The following is an 18,540-nucleotide window of genomic DNA, read 5'->3' on the forward strand; positions in this document are numbered from 1 at the left end:
ATGGCACTAACAGTAAATTAAAAACCAGAATACTAAAAAAAATTAATCCTGAGTTGTCAGATGAGTTAGAACTATTGTTTAAAAAAAAAACCATACAGCCGAAGCTAAAAAAAAATCACAGAAAACATAATCTCAAATATCCTAACAAAGAGGTATAATGAAATTAACTTAAACAACAAGTTTCCATCATTAAAATACAATTACTTCTGGAATAAAAAAATCGCAATTAAAATCAACGAAAAACAAAAACTTTCAGATTTAGTACAGTTACTGATCCCATATATTAGAGCAGGAAAGTGTCACATCTATTTCCAATATTCACCATTCATTAAATACAAGGATTTCCTTCATTTATTGATAATTAAAGGAGAATATGATTTTTTAACAAAATCAATAATTCCATTATTAAAAATAGATCGTTTGAAAGATGCACTAATTGAAGCCTCCAACTTCCCTCTTTTGGAGATATTTAATGGCGGTCCAGATGTTCTTAACTTTAGTGAAGTCTTTTATGCTTATTTAACTGAATCAATATTAAATATTTCAGGAAAGGATCGTTGCCAGAAATTACATCATATTGAGAAGAATAACCTCATGATTAGTATTATATTAATTTATTCAAATATATCAATAGTAGATCCCATTCAATTAAATACTTTTTTCCATTACTTATTCGATCAATGGCTCCCCTATTCTTATCATAAAGAGGATCATAGTTTTGATGAAATAAAGGGTTCAAAAGCAAATGCTATTCAAAATTTCAATAGACTATATACGTTGCAAAAAGAACAATTACAGTTAATATTGAAAGAGGTTAAATTAACTTCAAAACAGAAGAAAAATAGTGAGAGTAAATACCTTCAGCATTTATTTATCAAACTTAGTAAACTACATGCAGAAACTCTTTCTTGTAAAAATTACATACCAGAGTTTGAGTGCGAAATTATAAAGTTATATTCAACTTCAGAATCATCACGCCTTTGGTATATTTATAGAAAACAACTTGAATCAGTGTTATCTTTACTTGATATTGAAACGATTAATTGGGGTTACTTAGCCTTCTTATCGAAAAACGTTGTACATGATTGCAGTTTGGTCTTATAATTTACATTCTATTTAGGATTAAAAAAGATGGACTTATCATGAACATTGTAAAATTGAAAAACCCACTTTGAGCAATCAAAGCGGGTTTTTCAATTAAAAATTAAAAAGCTTAGTTGAAGCTATATCTTGCACCAATCATAATCTGGTATCTTGAAGCAATACTTAAGTTGTCTCTGAATGTTGAAGCTGGTATATTTTTGTCAACTGTATAAGAAGGAACCCCTGCAGAATTAATAGAACGATATTGCAGGAAGTTATTCTGCGCAGGAACTTGAGTAGTACCCCAGCTCTTGTTTAACATATTACCAATGTTCACAAAATCAACAGAAAGTTGGAAACGACTCTTGTCTTTATCACCAAATCTAGTAAAAATGTCTTGAGTAATCTTTACATCAAAACGGTTAGCCCATGGGTACTGAGCACCATTTCTTTCAGTTACTTTACCTCTCATTGATTTAAATACTTATCCTGACTAATATAAGCATCTAATCTTGCCCATTGAGAATCAGCACTCTCTGCTGCAAATAGGATTTTTCCCTTACTATCCTTAATATCATTAACTACAAAATTGATATCATTTTTATCTTTTGGAACATACATCAAATCATTTGACGTACTGTTATCACCATTCAGGTTACCAGAAGTTATATAAGAAAAACGAGTATCACCAAAGGCATCACCATAAGGAGAACCTTCATAAATAACGCCAATTGTAGTAGGTAGTTTTGCTGATAATGCAAAGTTGAAGTTAACTGCTGCAACGATGCGGTTTTTAACAACGTAACTGCTGTAAGCGAGAACTGGTTTGTTTGGATCATTAACAATCTGGTTTCCAGTAAAAGCAGAGTTAGCCTGAGAACCTGGAGTCGAAGTAATGTCGCGTGCATCGCTATAAGTATAAGCAATCATTGCATCCAGATGTTTTCCAAAACGTTTCTGTAATTGAGCAGTTAGGTTATATGCATAACCTTTATTTGTATTATCTAATATAACAGCGTTCGTAAGGAATGGATTTATGCGGTTAGCACTACCGCCTGGGAATAGATCACGTGTATCACCAGTACCAGTTAACGTCTTTGTGGGCGTAACTAAATTCGCATCACGGTGATAGATTTCATTAATTGATTTTGTATAAATACCTTCTAATGTTGCTGTAATACCACCTGGTAAAACAAAATCAGCAGCTAAGTTAGATCTCCAGATTTGTGGGATTTTGAAATCCTGTGAAGTAGCGTTGATTGCATAAGTAGCAGGAACGCCACCGTTTGCTGGAACATAAGTCGAAGGATCACCACTAAATGGGCGATTAGTTGGATTATTTGAAAATTCATTTCCAAACATTAATCCTGTCTGACCCGCCTGGTTCACTAAATAAACACCCGGCATACCACCTGTAAAGATTCCGGTTCCACCTCTGATTTGAAGCGTCTGGTTACCATTCACGTCCCAGTTAACCTACACGTGGAGAAAGTAAAATTTGTGTTTTAGGTAATTTACCTACATCTAATTTCTCTCCATCACGGAAATTAGCAGCAGTTATTGCTGGATTAGAAGGGATTTTTGAAGTATAAATTGGAATATCTGCGCGGATGCCATAAGTCAGTTTAAAGTTATCTTTAACTGCCCATTCATCCTGTAAATAAACAGCAATTGGCGCTAAAGATAATTTCGCCATTGGATTTGCTTCTCCATTAATTGGATAGGTTAACTGATATAAGCTAGGGTTAGCTGGTTTAACACCAGGTACTTGGGTACCGGCAGCGCTCATAAAGTCAGACAAAGAATTGTAACGGAACTGACCATAATAAAATTGCGCAAATCCATTAGCATATTTTTGATATTGTCCCGAAGCACCAATAGTAATATTGTGGTTTCCTGCGTAAATATTAAAGTTATCAGTGAAGGAGTAAATATCCTGATTCAATACGTTTAGTCCACTAAATGGTTCAGTCAAACCAAATGAAATATAATTTGAACCAGCTCCATTTTCGATATCAACAACTGGGAATGGGTTTCCATAAGTTTTTCTATAATCGCGGAAAGCTGAATAACTTACCTGTAGATTATTTGAGAATTTATTTCCAAATCTAGAGTTCAATTCGGCAGCTATCGATTTTGTATTGTTATAGAAGCGATAACGCATGTTAGAGAAAATAGCAGAATTGATATTCGGTCCGCGAGAAGGATTTGAATTTGAACCACTTGGGTTAATGTCCTTAAATGAATTTAAATAGTTATAACGAACAGTCAGTTTATTGCTTGAATTAATATTCCAGTCTAAACGAGCTGTTAAGTTATTTGCCTGCTGATCATTTGAAAACCCCTCATAAACACCAGGGTCATATCCGTATTTAGAAACTAATAAGTTCTTTACTGCATCCAGATCTGAAGCAAGTACGTTAGAATAAGAACCACCTTTAATACCTCTGTTAGCATTTAAAGTAGTACTAGGGGCAACACTTCTGTTAATTTCCCCATTCACAAAGAAGAATAATTTATCCTTTATCAATGCACCACCTAAACGTACACCGAATGTTTTTGTAGTAAAAGCATTTGCAGGAGTTTTATCTAATTTAGTATCCCCAACATTGTAACCTTGCAAATTCTGATCTTTATAGAAGGTATAAGCAGATCCTGAAAACTGATTTGTACCACTTTTAGTTACCGCATTTACACTACCACCAGTAAAACCACCTTGTTTAACATCATAAGGAGCAATATTTACTGTAATTTGATCCAAAGCATCTAAAGATATAGGTTGTGCACCTGTACCACCACCTGGCATTGCAGTTAAACCGAATGAGTTATTGAACTGTGATCCATCGATGGTAAATGAGTTAAATTTATTGTTACGACCAGCAAAAGAGAAACCATCACCAGCAGAGTTAGACTGTGGGGTAAGTTTAGTTAAGTCAGTAATACTTCTGTTAAAAGTAGGTGCTCTCTCTAATTGTTCACGAGAAATACTCGTTTGCGCTCCTGTACGGGAACTATTAATGATTTTATTCTGCTTTGAAACAATAGTAACCTCAGAAAGAGATTGAGAAGACTCTTCTAAAGTAAAGTTTGCTTTAAAATTCTGACCAAGACCTAATGTTACATCAGAAATAACAGATGGCTTATAACCGATCATTGTAGCAGTGATCGTATAAGGACCACCAACAGTAATGTTTGAAAAGTTAAAACGCCCGTCAGCTCTCGTAATTGTCTTGTAAGTAGATCCAGTTGGCTTATGAATAGCCACGACAGTTGCTCCTGGTAATGCACCTTTGATATCTTTTACAAGACCATTCATTGATGAGGTAGTTACCTGTGCATTTGCAGAGAACATTGTTCCCACAAAAGCTAACATAATAACTACAATTTTAAATAGTAAAGATTTCTTCATACTTTCTTTTTTAATGAATTTAATTTTTTGAAACGCAGGGCGCTCAGGTAAGAAAACGTTTATAATGTTTACAGCTACAAAAGTATGGATAAAAAATACAACGTTTTAGCTTTCAATGTTAATAAATCATTAATTATATATGTTTTTTATCCACATTTAACATTTATAATACATGCTTAACCCACAGCTTATCAGTGAATTATTTGGAATAACACTAAATAACAGTATTTCCTGAAAAGCGGATATGGACAAGAGACACTTACGAATTCATGTCACAAAAATCAAACCCGCTGTTTAACGAACAATTTTTTTTAATTTTGGGCCTTTACTATTAAAGTCCCCTATTAAAAGATATGAACTACGATGTAATTATAATAGGTAGCGGTCCCGGCGGATACGTTGCTGCAATCAGAGCGTCACAATTAGGTTTAAAAACTGCAATTGTAGAACGTGAATCCTTAGGTGGAATTTGCCTTAACTGGGGCTGTATTCCAACTAAAGCTTTATTAAAAAGTGCGCAGGTATTTGAATATATCAATCATGCAGCAGAATACGGTATCAAAACTGCCGAAGCTGAAGCTGATTTCGCAGCTGTTATTAAACGTAGCCGTGGTGTAGCTGAAGGAATGAGCAAAGGCGTTCAGTTTTTAATGAAAAAGAACAAAATTGACGTAGTAATGGGTACCGGTAAAGTTAAACCGGGTAATAAGGTTGAAGTTAAAGGAGCAGATGGTTCTACAACAGAATTAACTGCAAAAAATATTATCCTTGCTACAGGCGGACGTTCAAAAGAATTGCCAAGTGTAAAACAAGATGGTAAAAAAATCATCGGCTACAGACAAGCAATGGTTTTACCTGAAATGCCTAAATCAATGGTTATCGTTGGTTCTGGAGCTATCGGAGTAGAATTTGCTTATTTCTATGCAACAATGGGAACGAAAGTAACTGTAGTTGAATTCATGGAAAACATTGTTCCTGTAGAAGACGAAGATGTTTCAAAACAATTACTACGCAGCTTCAAAAAAGCAGGTATCGAAGTAATGACTTCATCAAGCGTTGAATCAGTTGATACACAACTGGTGCAGGCTGTAAAGTTCAGGTTAAAACTGCTGCTGGTATGCAAACTATTGAATGTGATATCGTTCTTTCTGCTGCTGGTGTTGTTGCCAACCTTGAAAATATAGGTCTGGAAGAAACAGGTATTAAAACTGAAAAAGGTAAAGTAGTGGTGGACGAATTCTATAATACTTCTGTAAAAGGATATTATGCAATTGGTGATATCGTTGGCGGACAGGCTTTAGCACACGTTGCTTCAGCAGAAGGAATTATTTGTGTAGAGAAAATCGCTGGTCAGTCTCCTGAGCCTTTAGATTACAATAACATTCCTGGATGTACTTACTGCTCACCAGAAATCGCCTCTGTAGGTTATACTGAAAAAGCAGCTAAAGCAGCAGGTTATGAACTAAAAATCGGTAAATTCCCATTCTCTGCTTCAGGTAAAGCTAGTGCTGCAGGTGCAAAAGATGGTTTCATCAAAATGATCTATGACGCAAAATACGGTGAACTATTAGGCGCGCACATGATTGGTGCAAATGTAACTGAACTAATCGCAGAAATCGTTGTTGCCCGTAAGTTAGAAACTACTGGTCACGAAATGTTAAAAGCTGTCCACCCTCACCCAACAATGAGTGAAGCAATTATGGAAGCTACTGCTGATGCTTACGGTGAGGTAATTCACTTAAAAAAAAGCATCATATATATTACATTAAGAAACCTGCTGATAACTCAGCGGGTTTCTTAATTTTACGGCATACCAAATTTTCATATCATGAACTTACATACTATAGATACCGGATTATTTAAATTGGATGGCGGCGCAATGTTTGGCGTTGTCCCAAAATCTATCTGGCAGAAAAGCAATCCGGCAGATGCAAATAATATGTGTACCTGGGCTATGCGCTGCTTATTAATAGAAGACGGCAACCGCCTGATTTTAATTGATACTGGTATCGGTAATAAACAGGATGAAAAGTTTCTAAGCCATTATTATTTGCATGGCGATGATACCATGGAGAAATCACTGGCAGCAAAGGGGTTCAGTAAAGATGACATTACAGATGTGTTTCTTACCCATCTGCACTTTGACCATTGTGGAGGTGCAATTGTCCGCGAAGGTGAAAAGCTAGTCCCTGCATTTAAACAGGCAACTTACTGGAGCAACGAAAAGCACTGGAACTGGGCGGTTCATCCAAATGACCGGGAAAAAGCATCTTTTCTAAAAGATAATATTCTTCCATTACAAGAAAGTGGTCAGCTGAAATTCATTGACGATCAGGAAGGAATCGAATTCCAGCCAGGCTTTAACGTACGCTTTGCATTTGGACATACCGATGCAATGATGTTACCTCAACTAACCTATAAAGATCATACAATCATTTACGCAGCAGATTTACTGCCATCAACAGGCCATATTCCCCTACCCTATGTCATGGCTTATGACATGTTTCCGTTACAGACCTTAAAAGAAAAGAAAGCATTCCTGGAAGAAGCAGCATCAAAAAACTACATTCTGTATTTAGAGCATGATGCCGTTAATGAGTGCTGCACAGTACAGCAAACGGAAAAAGGGATCAGGCTGAAAGATACTTTGAAACTGACAGATTTATAAGACACTGATTTTTAAGGGATATATTCTAAGATATCACCCGGCTGACAGTCCAGCGCCTTGCAAATGGCTTCTAAAGTTTCCAGCCGGATAGCTTTTGCTTTACCGGTTTTTAGGATAGAAAGATTAGATAGGGTGATATCAACCTTCAGACTCAATTCAGTAAGAGATACTTTGCGTTTCGCGAGCATTACATCCAGATTTATAACTATAGGCATATGCAGATCTTTTATGAAAAATAAGAAAACCATAAATTCATATCCTGAATTCAGAATTATAAAAATCGGTAAAATTGTCGGCTTTTATAGACATCTTTTTCCAAAATAAAAGAATTTTAAGAAAAAATAATAAAATATGATGACGGCAATATTAAATAATGACATGTGACATATGTAAATTAAGAAACATATTTTTTTCATTTAATTATCATATAAATTCAATAAAACACCCTTATTTGCACCTGAATAATTGATACTCCTAAAAGATGAATTATTAAAAAGCAAGCATTTATCATTGAAACACGATAAATAATGTACATTTATCAATATAAGACAACCCGACTGTCAAAAGTACTTTGGAATAATTTTTGCTACTAAATTATCGTATATAATAAGCGGTGCAAAAGTAACATTTTCAGGAATTTAAGTTTTTAAATTGCCTTTTAATCCTTACTTTTGCACGTTCTAACACATAAAGAGCACCAAAGCACATAAATGAGACAACTCAAAATCACCCAATCCATAACCAATCGCGAGAGTCAATCTCTAGACAAATATCTTCATGAGATTGGTAAAGTAGATTTAATCACCGCAGAAGAAGAAGTAATACTAGCAAGAAAGATACGTGAGGGTGATCAGGCCGCTCTGGAGCGTCTGACAAAGACAAATTTACGTTTCGTAGTTTTTGTAGCTAAACAGTATCAGAATCAGGGATTAACTTTAGGTGATTTAATTAATGAGGGTAACCTTGGACTGATCAAAGCAGCTAAGCGTTTTGATGAGACTAAAGGTTTCAAATTCATCTCTTATGCTGTATGGTGGATCCGTCAGTCAATTTTACAGGCTATTGCTGAACAAAGTCGTATTGTTCGTCTTCCGTTAAACCAGGTTGGTTCATTGAGCAAGATCAGTAAAGCATTCTCTAAATTAGAGCAGGAATTTGAGCGCGAGCCATCTCCTGAAGAATTAGCTGATATCCTTGAAACAACTGTTGATAAGATCTCTGATACGCTAAGTAACTCCGGAAGACACGTGTCTATGGATGCTCCTTTTGTTCAGGGTGAAGAAAATACATTGCTGGATGTTTTAGAAAATCACGAACCGAATACTGACAGTAGTTTAATTAATGAATCACTTTCTGAAGAAATCAAACGTTCTCTTTCTACGTTAACTGAGCGTGAACGTGAAATCATCGTTCTTTTCTTTGGTTTAAGTACTAACCACCCTCTTTCTCTGGAAGAAATCGGTGAGAAATTTAACTTAACCCGTGAGCGTGTACGTCAGATTAAAGACAAAGCATTACAACGCCTGCGTCATACTTCACGTAGTAAAATATTAAAATCATACTTAGGTTAATCTCTTAAAGTCTATTTAAAATTTAAATAGACTCTTAAATAAATAATCGGATAGAAAAAGATTGGGTTTCCCCCAATCTTTTTTACTTTTGTGGCACTCTAACCAAATAACCCCGATATGTTTAATAAATACCAATCCGAATTTCAGAACTGGATTGAAAAAGAGAAAAAAGCAGTTGAATTACTAAATGTTGTTGGCCAGCTCTGGTTTGACAGATCTATTGAATTAGTGCTTTTTCGCAAACCATTATTCGATGTAGGTAGCAGTGAAATCCTTGCTCACCACCAATACGCTAAAGAAATTTCAGGCAAAGACATCAACATCTATGAAACGCTGGAATTAGCAAATGAACTTGCAAAATGTAATCTTGCCCCTTCTCGTGTTGATATAGGAAGACTTGCAGCAGAGTGGCTGGATGAAAACAATGATTTTGCAACCATGCATGATTTTGTGATCAGCAAACTGAGCCGTCATATCGGCAAAGACAAAATCAGCCTGTTACCAAAGGATGTAGTTTTGTTTGGATTTGGAAGAATTGGAAGACTAGCTGCCAGAGAATTAATTCTTCAGGCCGGTAAAGGTGAACAGCTCAGACTGCGCGCTATTGTGACCAGAACTTACAGTGATGAGGAACTGATCAAACGTGCAGAATTATTACGTACAGACTCCGTTCATGGTACTTTTAATGGAATTATTATTGAAGATTTCATCAATAAAGCATTAATTATCAATGGACAAACAATCTATTTCATTGTAGCAAACAACCCCGAAGACGTAGACTATACGGCCTATGGTATTGAAGATGCATTATTAATTGACAATACAGGCGTATTCCGTGACCGTGAAGGCCTTAGCCGTCACCTTGCAGCTAATGGTATCGCTAAAGTATTATTAACAGCACCCGCTAAAGGAGACATTCCTAATGTAGTTGCCGGAATCAATGATACCGACTTTGATTTTAATAAAGAGACAATCGTTTCAAATGCTTCCTGTACAACGAATGCTATTGTTCCTGTATTGAAAGTCATGGATGATGCTTTCGGTATAGAGAAAGGTCATATAGAAACTATTCACTCTTATACAAACGATCAGAACTTATTAGATAATTACCATAAAAAATATCGTCGTGGCAGATCTGCAGCTTTAAACATGGTTATTACTGAAACTGGCGCTGATAAAGCAGTAGCAAAAGTTATCCCTCATCTTGGTGGAAAACTAACAGGAAACGCAGTACGTGTTCCCACACCTAATGTTTCACTGGCTATTCTGAATTTATCATTGAACAAAGTTACTTCAAGAGATGAAGTAATTGATATCATCAAACAAGCCTCACTTTTCGGTAATTTATCTGAGCAGATAGAATTCTCGATATCAAATGAGTTGGTTAGCTCTGATTTAATTGGAAACAGTCATGCTTCTATTATTGACGGCCCCGCTACAATTATGGCAAAAGATAACAAATCAGTAGTCATCTATACCTGGTATGATAACGAATATGGCTATACAAGACAGGTAATCCGTCTGGCTAAAAAACTAGCTGGTGTAGTACGTCTTACTTACTATTAAACTTATCTGAATCAGATAAAAAAATTGGGAATTAATCCCTGTTATGGCCGGAAGAAATTCCGGCCATTTTTGATTCAGGTAAAGTCCCGATTTCCCATTCACCTGCATTCCTAACCTTTTTATTTTACTGTATTCATTGCCAGGCTTAATTCTCCGGATAAATTATCAGTTTTCAGCGCAGCTAACTTTTTCATGTTCAAACTCCCTATTCCTGAATTCCTGATGGTATGATGCTCAGTTGTTCCTGCTAAATCCAGATCTGTCCCCCATCCATATCTGTATAAATACTCTCTGTTTTAGCATTAATATGAGCAGCTGCATGATCTCTTAGAATTACCTGAAGATATGGTAAGCTAAATTTACCAGCGGTTCTGACATCTGCATTATTTAAAGCAGAGATCCTGTACAAATTCTTCACATAGATTGTTACTGTCACGGGTACATCTTCTTTCGAGCTCACAGTCAGGACATCTCCCATCTGCTCAACCGATACCTTATCCATCCTGCCTTCCTCAATCGAAACCCGATCGTTATTACTTTGTACAAGGAGTACCTGAGTATTACCCAGTACTACAACTTTTTTAATATCTGCTTTTGCAGGTCTTTTTTCAGTTGGCACTATGGTTTCAGCAGCGATTGAGCTAAATACTGTGGCCGACAAAACGATGGCAGTCATTGCCGATGCTACTAATGTTTTCAATGAATTTTTCATGTCTTTATTTTTAATATTTTTCTAAAAATCTGTCTTCTGGTTGTTTGTAATTAAGACACAAACCTCCATCGGATGTTGCAAAGTTTTTCGCCTTTTATACCATGTATCTTTCAAATCCGACAAACGCCATTAATTTCCCGACAAACACAGGGATTAATTCCAGCTTTTCTATTGAAACCCATTTTTAAACAGCCGAAAAACGATCAAAAAAACATCCTCCACAAGCAACTGATAATAAGGCAGGTAGCCCTACCTTGTTCAGACATCATTCACAGCTCCTGTACAGGTTCTTCAAAGCTCATTTGATTCTTATCAAACAACATTTGAACTACTTGTAAATTATTTTTCTAAAATAAATTACAAACGACACTTATTCTTATTAATTTAACTATATTAGTAAGAGTAACCAACCAGATATAATTATGGCAATTTTACAGGAAGGCACCGTATTAGCAGGTATCAGAGGAAAAATCGGAAACATTGTGATTTATCAGTGGAAGAATAAGGTATGTGCCCGTTCTAAGCCCAAAAAAGGACGTAAAAAAGCAGTCAGAACTGTTGCACAGCAAGCTCAATCCAATAAAATGAAGGTTTTGAGTCCCTTTTTAAACCCCATTTCCGAGTTCCTTCAAATAGGTTTTAAGCAAATAGCCACGGATCAGGATATCTCTGCCAACAATGCTGCTAAGTCCTTCAATATGAAAAATGCCATTAAAGGAGAATTCCCTCAGCAGGAGATCAACTGGGATAAGATATTGGTTGCAGACGGAGAACTGGTTAAACCCGAAAACGTGGTGGTCACACTATCAGAAGACACTTTTAATTTCGTATGGGACGAAGATCAAACAGGCATAGGGTCTCCAAACGACCGTGCTATTATTCTATTATATGATAAAACTTTCGGGAATGTACATGCCAATTATAGTGGCGCGCGCAGAGACGAATTAAAAGATACTTTCCGCCTTAATCCCCTTTATAGTAAACAGAGGACTTATGAAGTATTTATAGCCTTTAAAGATGTGATGAGTGATCAGGTTTCCAGAAGCGTATATTTGCGGAAGGTTTATAAATTAATTTCATGAAAATCATTTACAAGGCATGCCATTTTATTCAACATCACATTCTCGTTTTTAATTTCGTATTTATCCTTCTAATGATCACCAATATGCAGCCAGGTGTTGCACAATCACGAAATGCTATAGGATTTAGATATGGTGTAAATAAACCCTATGCAGATGCTTACAAGTTTGGTACTGGCGGAGCTGTACAGCTCAATTTAGCCTTCAACAAAAAATGGGGATTTGATGCATCATTTAATTTCGACAGAATCAACGGTGATCAGTCAACTTTTTATTCGCCAGTAGAAGGAGGACTAATAACGCTTAATGAGGCTAAATCATGGGATCTGTTTCACCTGGATTTAGCTGCCAGATATTACATCATTCCCAATTTTTTCGCTAAGCTTGGTCCGACACTTTACTATGCCGGTGGTAATAATGATCTGGGGGGCTTAGGAATCGGGGGGACAGCGGCATTAGGTTATCAGTTAATATTAGAGACAAACGTAATAAACTGGAATTTGTGTTCAATACTGATCTGATCAGTATACAGCGTAATGCTGGCTCTCCAAATGACATGACTCCAATTGCGGGTTTAAAAGTAGCATATGCGTTTAACTTCGGAAGGCGTTAAATATGAAAAAAGAGCCGGAATTTCTTCCGGCCCTGAGGCACTAAAGCCAATTCTTTATTTTAATGTAATTTCGCGTTAAAACTGAGGCAATACAGGTTTAGTTTGCATAATTCCTTCAATATTCCCCATTACTTCATCAGTCAATAAAGGCAATACATCCAAAGTAGTCAGGTTTTCTTTCAATTGTTCTGTTTTTGAAGCACCCAATATTACTGTACTTACATTTGGATTTTTCAAGCACCATGCTAATGAGAGTTTAGCCAATGGCACATTCAATTCATCAGCAAGCGATTGCAAATTCTTAACTTTTGCCAATTTTTCTTCTGCCAGTGCGGATTCTTTCAGCCATTCCATCCCTTTCATGTCCAGACGTGTATTTTTAGCTTCGCCTGCTGTATATTTACCCGAAAGCAGTCCTGATGCTAAAGGTGACCAGATGGTAGTTCCCAAACCATATTCTTTGAACAGCAACAGATATTCATTTTCAAGCTTATTTCGCTCGATCAGGTTATATTGAGGCTGCTCCATTGTCGGGCCAATTAAATTGTACTGACGCGCTACACGAATAGCTTCCATAATTTCTGCTGCACTCCACTCTGAAGTTCCCCAGTATAAGATTTTACCTTGCTGCAATAAAGTATTCATTGCCCAAACCGTTTCTTCAACAGGCGTTTGTTTATCAGGGCGGTGACAAAAATATAGATCCAGATAGTCAACCTGTAATCTTTTTAAAGCTGCGTGACAGGCTTCGATTACATGTTTTCTTGACAACCCAATCCGGTTAGGTCCTTTATTTTCTGTACCAAAAAAAACTTTACTGGAAACTACGTATGATTCACGCTCCCACTGATGTGCTTTAATGATCTTACCCTTACCCATTACTTCTTCTGACTTTCCTTCGGCATAACCTTCTGCATTATCAAAAAAGTTTACACCAGCATCGTAAGCAATACCCATCAGTTCATCCGCAACTTTATCACTGATTTGCTGACCAAATGTTAACCAGCTTCCCAAAGAAAGTGCACTAAGTTGTAATCCTGATTTCCCTAAACGTCTGTATTCCATTTTTATATGATTTTGTTTTATTATAATCGCTTGTTTTAGCCATCAGCAAAATTGCTGCTTGATCAATTATCTCCGTAATTAATAAGCTAAATGTATTAAATAAGAACATGAGCGCTTTACTTAAGTTTTTCGGATAGCGCATTGATGTGTCACTATTTTGTAATATATTAGGGATATTCAACACCATAATCTATTCACAAAAAGCTAGCGCTATGAAATTATATTTGCTATTACCCCTGGCATTTACTCTGGGCTGCAATGCAGTAAAAACATCAAATCAACCAGCACACGCTGATCAATTAATAAATGACGTAAAAATTCTTTCTTCAGACGCCTATGAAGGCCGGAAGACAGGAACCAAAGGTGCCGAATTAGCCAGGACATATCTGTCAAAACGATTCAAGGAAATCGGTCTTAGATCTTATCCATCATGCAGTGGCTATCAGCAATCATTTAATTTTTCGGGCATAGATGATCCTAAGATCAATGGCAAAAACATGATTGGCTATATCAAAGGTACAACCAGTAAGGTTATTGTGATTTCTGCGCATTATGATCATTTGGGAATAATTAACGGAAAACTTTATAATGGTGCAGATGATAATGCTTCAGGGGTCGCCGGACTTCTAAAAATAGCGACACATTACGCAAGAAACAAACCAATGTACACCATGATCTTTGCTGCTTTTGATGCAGAAGAATTTGGGAGAAAAGGCTCTGAATACTTTGTTAATCACCCTCCGGTTGATCTTAAAAAAATAAAACTCAATCTAAACCTAGATATGATCAGTCATAACGACAAGGGGTGAATTATACGCCGCTGGTACTTACAAGTATCCTCAGCTTAAAAACTACATTGCAACAACCAATCCTGATTTAAAGATTCTTTTTGGACATGATAATTCAAAATTAGCCGCTGATGACTGGACAAACCAAAGTGATCAGTCGGCATTTAATGCTAAGAATATCCCTTTTATCTATTTTGGAGTAGAAGATCACAAAGATTATCACAAGGCTTCTGATAAATTTGAGAATATCAACCAGACATTCTTTATTAATGCTGCAAATGGTATCCTGGAGATCACAGATAATTTTGATAAAGAGCGTACCGTAGAGAAAGTGTTACGCGACAGGCTGCAATCCAAAAGAAGATAATTCCCTGATACAGCGATCAGCCAAAGAAATAAACATAAAAAAAACACGCTTTGCAGCGTTTTTTTTTTTATGTTTATTTCTTTGGTAAACGTCTTCGTTCAATCATTCCGACAAATTCACTATTTGGATTAACCGGCCTGATCTGCTGGTTTTAAAACTCTCTGTACTCGCTCTTCTCATACCGGTACTCGCTACCCCCTGGGTAGCAGTGGCACCCGGAGCCAATACATTCAATGCTCTTGACAGGTAGTTCTCTCTTTCATCACCAAAAACGTATTCAGGGTCATCGTATTCATCCAATACATCCGGTACTATACCAGTATAATATCCACCTTCGTTTCTTGCATTTCTGGTTTCAAATATTGGCATAAAAACTTCATATCTGTTTTCGAGCGTGACAGGAAAAAACCCAACTGGTTTTCCATAAGTCGTATCCCCTACCAGCTTGACATTCATATAGGGTTTAAGACTGTTAATCACAATCTCACTTGCAGAAGCTGTATTTCTTGAAACAATGAATACTATATTACTTACTCCGGCAAGGCTCCCTTTTTTGCTGAATGCAGTTTTATTTGCAGCTGTTGTATAATTATCATCTGCAGCAGTCAGCATTCTGCCGTTTTGATATAAGATCTTTCCATCAACTCCTCAATGGCTGATTTGCAAGAATTGTTGCCTTACCGGCCTGCATTGTTGCATTATAAATCTCAGTAAACATGACTTGTCCTGAAGTACTGGATGGAGCAATCAAATTGGTCAGATAGGCTGCTGAATTCACGTATCCGCCACCATTATATCTTAAATCTATAACCAGATCAGTAACGCCCTGTGCACTAAAATCAGCAAATACGGGATCCAGGTAGGAATCACTTCCTCCGTCCCTGCCAGTTAGTGAAGAAAATCTTGCAAATGCTAAATAACCTATTTTTTTACCACCTCTGGAAATAACTTTAGCCGCATAAACAGGACTGCTTTTATAAGAGGTTCTGTTTAATGTTACACTAAACGGAACCTTATCAACAGCATTGAAACCTTCTATTTTTATAGAAGCCGCCGAGAATGAATTAAATACCGATTCAGACTCTTTGGTATAGCTCGCACCTACGGTACTTCCATTAACTTTTGTAATTAACCAGCCCCTTTTTACACCAGCAGCAGTTTCGGCCGGTGATCCCGGATAAACGGCGGTTACAAATAATTCATACTTATCAGAATTAGTGAATGTGTAAAAAACTGGCCTGATGCCTACGTCATAACCATTATTATCTATATCAACATTGGCAGACTTTAATGCAGCACTGGCGCTCGGATTAGCTTGAGTAAGATCATCTATCCTTGAATACTTTGGATAGCCAAGACCGTTATATTCATAAGATTTACCAGTTAGAGGATTTTCATTCTTATGATTTTCATTAGCCTGAGTGATTGCAAACAGCTCATCATCATAGTTATCTATTGATTGTGATTTACCCGAAAACTGTCTTGGATTAAACTTACTATATTCAGGAAGTGCATCATTCCAGTAGTAAATCTGTGCAGCATACAGATATAGAGAATCAAGGGTCAGCTGGGTTCTTGTCCCGCCTGGTGCTCCTCCTCTGGATGTGCTGTTAGTATTATCAGTAATTTCTGGTTTAGGGCTCTTTTTGCATGAACTGAAAATCACAACAAAAAGAAACAGCGCACAAACCGTTAAACGATTGCTTAGCAAATGAATCCTCATAAATAGGTAATATGAATTATGCCGTTAAGGTAAATAAAGAATGTGGATCAAAGTTGATCCACAGACAAAAATTCAATTTTATCTACACTGTCATACAGACTTTTACCAATTACTAAAACTTCTTTCTTTTTTAAATCATGCTTCAGAATAATCATATCAAGCGTCTGTTCAAAGGTTCCTGTTTCAGCACTAAAATAGACGATCAGGAATTTCTCCAGCCCATTCCATTCCATTTGCCTGATTTTATTTAACTGTTGTACAGGATCTCCATCTACCAATAGAAAGATAGGTTTCCCTGCTGCATGGACTTCTTTTAAAAAGTCAAGTACAGGAGCAAAAAGCAATAGTTTTAAAGGCAGCTTCGCATTTTGCTGCAACAAATCAAAATTGATTATATATTTCTGTGGCAAATCAAATTTCACAGCAGTTTTTTAGCAAAGATATCTTCAGTACCATCTGCTAAATAGGTTTCATTCATAAAACGAATGATCTCCTGCGCATCAATCTGCTCTCCATACTCTATAAACTGTGCAAACAGATAGTAAACCTGCAACTGGTAATCCTTTACGGGATATAAAACATCATCCAGACCAAAAACAAAAGCCTGTTTAGTATTAATATGTTCCTGATACTTCATTATGCAATAGTAAATAAGGATTGTTCGTCTGAGGCTTCATTCATATAGAATACGCCATTCAATACTTTTTCTTTTCCCAAAACAGCAAAATTGCCAGCTGGCATAGTTGCGTAAAGCAGTTCACCTTTATCAAATACAGCCCAGTTCTGTTTGTCACTAACCGTTTCAGACAAATAAAGCGGAAAACCGGTTAAATCAGGCAATAAAACATGGATATTGAATTCTTCGAATAAGATAGCAGACCTCATTACAGCTTCCAGTTCAAATTGGTAAAGAGGCAATAAACGGTCAGCATCCCTAAGCTAAGCAAGCATTAAGCAGCGTATGCGCAATAGTCTCCTCATTTTTATCCCCAAGACTTACAAACTGATATTGAGCTGAGGCAAAAGAAGGCATATCGCCATAATCTCCTAATAGAACCTGGTCGTTAGTAAATGCCTTTAATATTTTTAATGCCTGGGCAGATTTGCCTCCGGTAATTAGTGTTTTCAAATTTTATACAATTAAACCATCTTTCATGGTGACAACCCTATCGCTGATCTCAGCCAGGTCTTTATTATGGGTAACAATTACGAATGTCTGCTTAAAGTTATCACGCAGTGTGATAAAAAACTGGTGTAATGACTCAGCATTTGCTGAATCGAGGTTTCCGGAAGGCTCATCGGCCAATATAATAGCAGGATTATTAATCAAGGCCCTTGCCACTGCTATACGCTGCTGCTCACCGCCCGAAAGTTGATTAGGCTTATGCCATGCACGCTCTTCCAAACCAAGGAGATCTAAAAGCTCCCACGCACGGCTTTCTGCTTCCTTCTTGCTTTTTTTAGCAATAAAAGCAGGAATACATATATTTTCGAGTGCTGTAAATTCAGGCAGCAAATGGTGGAACTGAAAAATAAAACCAATATTCTGATTTCTGAAAATACTCATAGGCTCACCTGAGAGCTGGGCTAGTTTAGTCCCATTTAATTCAACAGTACCTTCATCTGGTTTATCCAGTGTACCTAAAATATGCAATAGTGTACTCTTACCTGCACCAGAGGCCCCAATGATACTGACAATTTCTCCTTTGGCAACTTCAAAATCTACTCCTTTTAAGATCGGCAGATTCCCATAAGCTTTTCTGATACCCGTGGCTTTTAGCATGGAGCAAACTTACAAAATTTGAGATTAATTTCATTTAACGTTAAAATTGAGGTATAAGAAAATGCTGCTGCTACAAGATTTGCCATCTTTCATTCAAGAATAAGGTAAAAACA

The 18,540-nt window shown here is 36.7% G+C and carries 23 protein-coding genes; 10 read left to right on the plus strand and 13 right to left on the minus strand.

Annotated elements, in window-relative coordinates; translation table 11 throughout:
• Positions 1 to 420: 420 nt before the first annotated feature.
• Positions 421 to 1,104: a hypothetical protein gene (locus ACWYN3_RS18160; RefSeq protein ID WP_456222389.1), complete on the plus strand. Its 684-nt coding sequence runs from the start codon at positions 421 to 423 to the stop codon at positions 1,102 to 1,104.
• Positions 1,105 to 1,213: 109 nt separating this feature from the next.
• Here ACWYN3_RS18160 and ACWYN3_RS18165 read toward each other — a convergent pair whose 3' ends face one another.
• The 3 genes from ACWYN3_RS18165 to ACWYN3_RS18175 are packed head-to-tail and all read right to left on the minus strand — an operon-like array spanning position 1,214 to position 4,492.
• Entirely contained in the window at positions 1,214 to 1,555 is a 342-nt protein-coding gene (locus ACWYN3_RS18165; protein WP_456222390.1) for a hypothetical protein, read from the minus strand.
• Complete coding sequence (locus ACWYN3_RS18170; protein ID WP_456222391.1) at positions 1,552 to 2,547, minus strand: outer membrane beta-barrel protein; 996 nt, start codon at positions 2,545 to 2,547, stop codon at positions 1,552 to 1,554. The genes ACWYN3_RS18165 and ACWYN3_RS18170 overlap by 4 nt, the downstream gene beginning before the upstream one ends.
• Positions 2,548 to 2,554: 7 nt before the next feature.
• Positions 2,555 to 4,492, minus strand: a complete 1,938-nt coding sequence (locus ACWYN3_RS18175) for a TonB-dependent receptor (RefSeq protein WP_456222392.1) — start codon at positions 4,490 to 4,492, stop codon at positions 2,555 to 2,557.
• Positions 4,493 to 4,845: 353 nt separating this feature from the next.
• Between ACWYN3_RS18175 and ACWYN3_RS18180 the strand changes: the two genes are divergently transcribed.
• From ACWYN3_RS18180 to ACWYN3_RS18190, 3 genes are read left to right on the plus strand one after another with little or no spacing between them, the layout of a single operon-like run.
• Complete coding sequence (locus tag ACWYN3_RS18180; protein WP_456222393.1) at positions 4,846 to 5,676, plus strand: FAD-dependent oxidoreductase; 831 nt, start codon at positions 4,846 to 4,848, stop codon at positions 5,674 to 5,676.
• The gene (locus tag ACWYN3_RS18185; protein WP_456222394.1) at positions 5,610 to 6,293 is read left to right on the plus strand and encodes an FAD-dependent oxidoreductase; all 684 of its coding nucleotides are present in this window, start codon (positions 5,610 to 5,612) and stop codon (positions 6,291 to 6,293) included. Before ACWYN3_RS18180 ends, ACWYN3_RS18185 begins: the two co-directional genes overlap by 67 nt.
• Positions 6,294 to 6,320: 27 nt before the next feature.
• Positions 6,321 to 7,160: an MBL fold metallo-hydrolase gene (locus ACWYN3_RS18190; protein WP_456222395.1), complete on the plus strand. Its 840-nt coding sequence runs from the start codon at positions 6,321 to 6,323 to the stop codon at positions 7,158 to 7,160.
• A gap of 11 nt (positions 7,161 to 7,171) precedes the next feature.
• On the opposite strand, the gene ACWYN3_RS18195 is transcribed toward ACWYN3_RS18190, so the two are convergent.
• Positions 7,172 to 7,375 carry a helix-turn-helix domain-containing protein gene (locus tag ACWYN3_RS18195; protein ID WP_456222396.1) on the minus strand — a complete coding sequence of 68 codons (204 nt, stop codon included), beginning with the start codon at positions 7,373 to 7,375 and terminating at the stop codon, positions 7,172 to 7,174.
• 495 nt (positions 7,376 to 7,870) lie between these two features.
• Between ACWYN3_RS18195 and ACWYN3_RS18200 the strand changes: the two genes are divergently transcribed.
• Both ACWYN3_RS18200 and ACWYN3_RS18205 read left to right on the plus strand, forming a co-directional pair.
• Positions 7,871 to 8,731, plus strand: a complete 861-nt coding sequence (locus ACWYN3_RS18200; RefSeq protein ID WP_456222397.1) for a sigma-70 family RNA polymerase sigma factor — start codon at positions 7,871 to 7,873, stop codon at positions 8,729 to 8,731.
• A 117-nt stretch (positions 8,732 to 8,848) separates the two neighbouring features.
• Positions 8,849 to 10,297, plus strand: coding sequence for a glyceraldehyde-3-phosphate dehydrogenase (locus ACWYN3_RS18205; protein ID WP_456222398.1), 1,449 nt, complete (start codon positions 8,849 to 8,851; stop codon positions 10,295 to 10,297).
• A gap of 247 nt (positions 10,298 to 10,544) precedes the next feature.
• Here the strand turns inward: ACWYN3_RS18205 and ACWYN3_RS18210 are convergent, their stop codons facing one another.
• Positions 10,545 to 11,009: a GIN domain-containing protein gene (locus ACWYN3_RS18210; protein WP_456222399.1), complete on the minus strand. Its 465-nt coding sequence runs from the start codon at positions 11,007 to 11,009 to the stop codon at positions 10,545 to 10,547.
• A gap of 422 nt (positions 11,010 to 11,431) precedes the next feature.
• Here ACWYN3_RS18210 and ACWYN3_RS18215 point away from each other — a divergent pair, with 422 nt between their 5' ends.
• Both ACWYN3_RS18215 and ACWYN3_RS18220 read left to right on the plus strand, forming a co-directional pair.
• The gene (locus ACWYN3_RS18215; RefSeq protein ID WP_456222400.1) at positions 11,432 to 12,091 is read left to right on the plus strand and encodes a DUF6266 family protein; all 660 of its coding nucleotides are present in this window, start codon (positions 11,432 to 11,434) and stop codon (positions 12,089 to 12,091) included.
• A 71-nt stretch (positions 12,092 to 12,162) separates the two neighbouring features.
• On the plus strand, positions 12,163 to 12,609 hold the full coding sequence (locus tag ACWYN3_RS18220) for a hypothetical protein (RefSeq protein ID WP_456222401.1): 447 nt from the start codon (positions 12,163 to 12,165) through the stop codon (positions 12,607 to 12,609).
• 167 nt (positions 12,610 to 12,776) lie between these two features.
• Here ACWYN3_RS18220 and ACWYN3_RS18225 read toward each other — a convergent pair whose 3' ends face one another.
• Complete coding sequence (locus ACWYN3_RS18225; RefSeq protein WP_456222402.1) at positions 12,777 to 13,766, minus strand: potassium channel beta subunit family protein; 990 nt, start codon at positions 13,764 to 13,766, stop codon at positions 12,777 to 12,779.
• Positions 13,767 to 13,978: 212 nt separating this feature from the next.
• Between ACWYN3_RS18225 and ACWYN3_RS18230 the strand changes: the two genes are divergently transcribed.
• Both ACWYN3_RS18230 and ACWYN3_RS18235 read left to right on the plus strand, forming a co-directional pair.
• Positions 13,979 to 14,575, plus strand: coding sequence for a M28 family peptidase (locus ACWYN3_RS18230; RefSeq protein WP_456222403.1), 597 nt, complete (start codon positions 13,979 to 13,981; stop codon positions 14,573 to 14,575).
• A 166-nt stretch (positions 14,576 to 14,741) separates the two neighbouring features.
• A complete protein-coding gene (locus ACWYN3_RS18235; protein WP_456223067.1) occupies positions 14,742 to 14,921 on the plus strand; it encodes a hypothetical protein in 180 nt (59 codons plus the stop codon).
• 102 nt (positions 14,922 to 15,023) lie between these two features.
• On the opposite strand, the gene ACWYN3_RS18240 is transcribed toward ACWYN3_RS18235, so the two are convergent.
• The 7 genes from ACWYN3_RS18240 to ACWYN3_RS18270 are packed head-to-tail and all read right to left on the minus strand — an operon-like array spanning position 15,024 to position 18,427.
• On the minus strand, positions 15,024 to 15,533 hold the full coding sequence (locus ACWYN3_RS18240; RefSeq protein WP_456222404.1) for a S41 family peptidase: 510 nt from the start codon (positions 15,531 to 15,533) through the stop codon (positions 15,024 to 15,026).
• 28 nt (positions 15,534 to 15,561) lie between these two features.
• Positions 15,562 to 16,644, minus strand: a complete 1,083-nt coding sequence (locus ACWYN3_RS18245) for a S41 family peptidase (protein WP_456222405.1) — start codon at positions 16,642 to 16,644, stop codon at positions 15,562 to 15,564.
• Between the two features lie 47 nt (positions 16,645 to 16,691).
• Positions 16,692 to 17,066, minus strand: coding sequence for a hypothetical protein (locus ACWYN3_RS18250; RefSeq protein ID WP_456222406.1), 375 nt, complete (start codon positions 17,064 to 17,066; stop codon positions 16,692 to 16,694).
• Positions 17,063 to 17,281: a hypothetical protein gene (locus tag ACWYN3_RS18255; RefSeq protein WP_456222407.1), complete on the minus strand. Its 219-nt coding sequence runs from the start codon at positions 17,279 to 17,281 to the stop codon at positions 17,063 to 17,065. Before ACWYN3_RS18255 ends, ACWYN3_RS18250 begins: the two co-directional genes overlap by 4 nt.
• On the minus strand, positions 17,281 to 17,562 hold the full coding sequence (locus tag ACWYN3_RS18260; RefSeq protein ID WP_456222408.1) for a hypothetical protein: 282 nt from the start codon (positions 17,560 to 17,562) through the stop codon (positions 17,281 to 17,283). The genes ACWYN3_RS18255 and ACWYN3_RS18260 overlap by 1 nt, the downstream gene beginning before the upstream one ends.
• Positions 17,563 to 17,578: 16 nt before the next feature.
• Complete coding sequence (locus tag ACWYN3_RS18265) at positions 17,579 to 17,773, minus strand: hypothetical protein (RefSeq protein WP_456222409.1); 195 nt, start codon at positions 17,771 to 17,773, stop codon at positions 17,579 to 17,581.
• A 3-nt stretch (positions 17,774 to 17,776) separates the two neighbouring features.
• Entirely contained in the window at positions 17,777 to 18,427 is a 651-nt protein-coding gene (locus tag ACWYN3_RS18270; protein ID WP_456222410.1) for an ABC transporter ATP-binding protein, read from the minus strand.
• Positions 18,428 to 18,540 lie beyond the last annotated feature (113 nt).

It is taken from the genome of Pedobacter sp. NJ-S-72 (genome assembly GCF_053890575.1).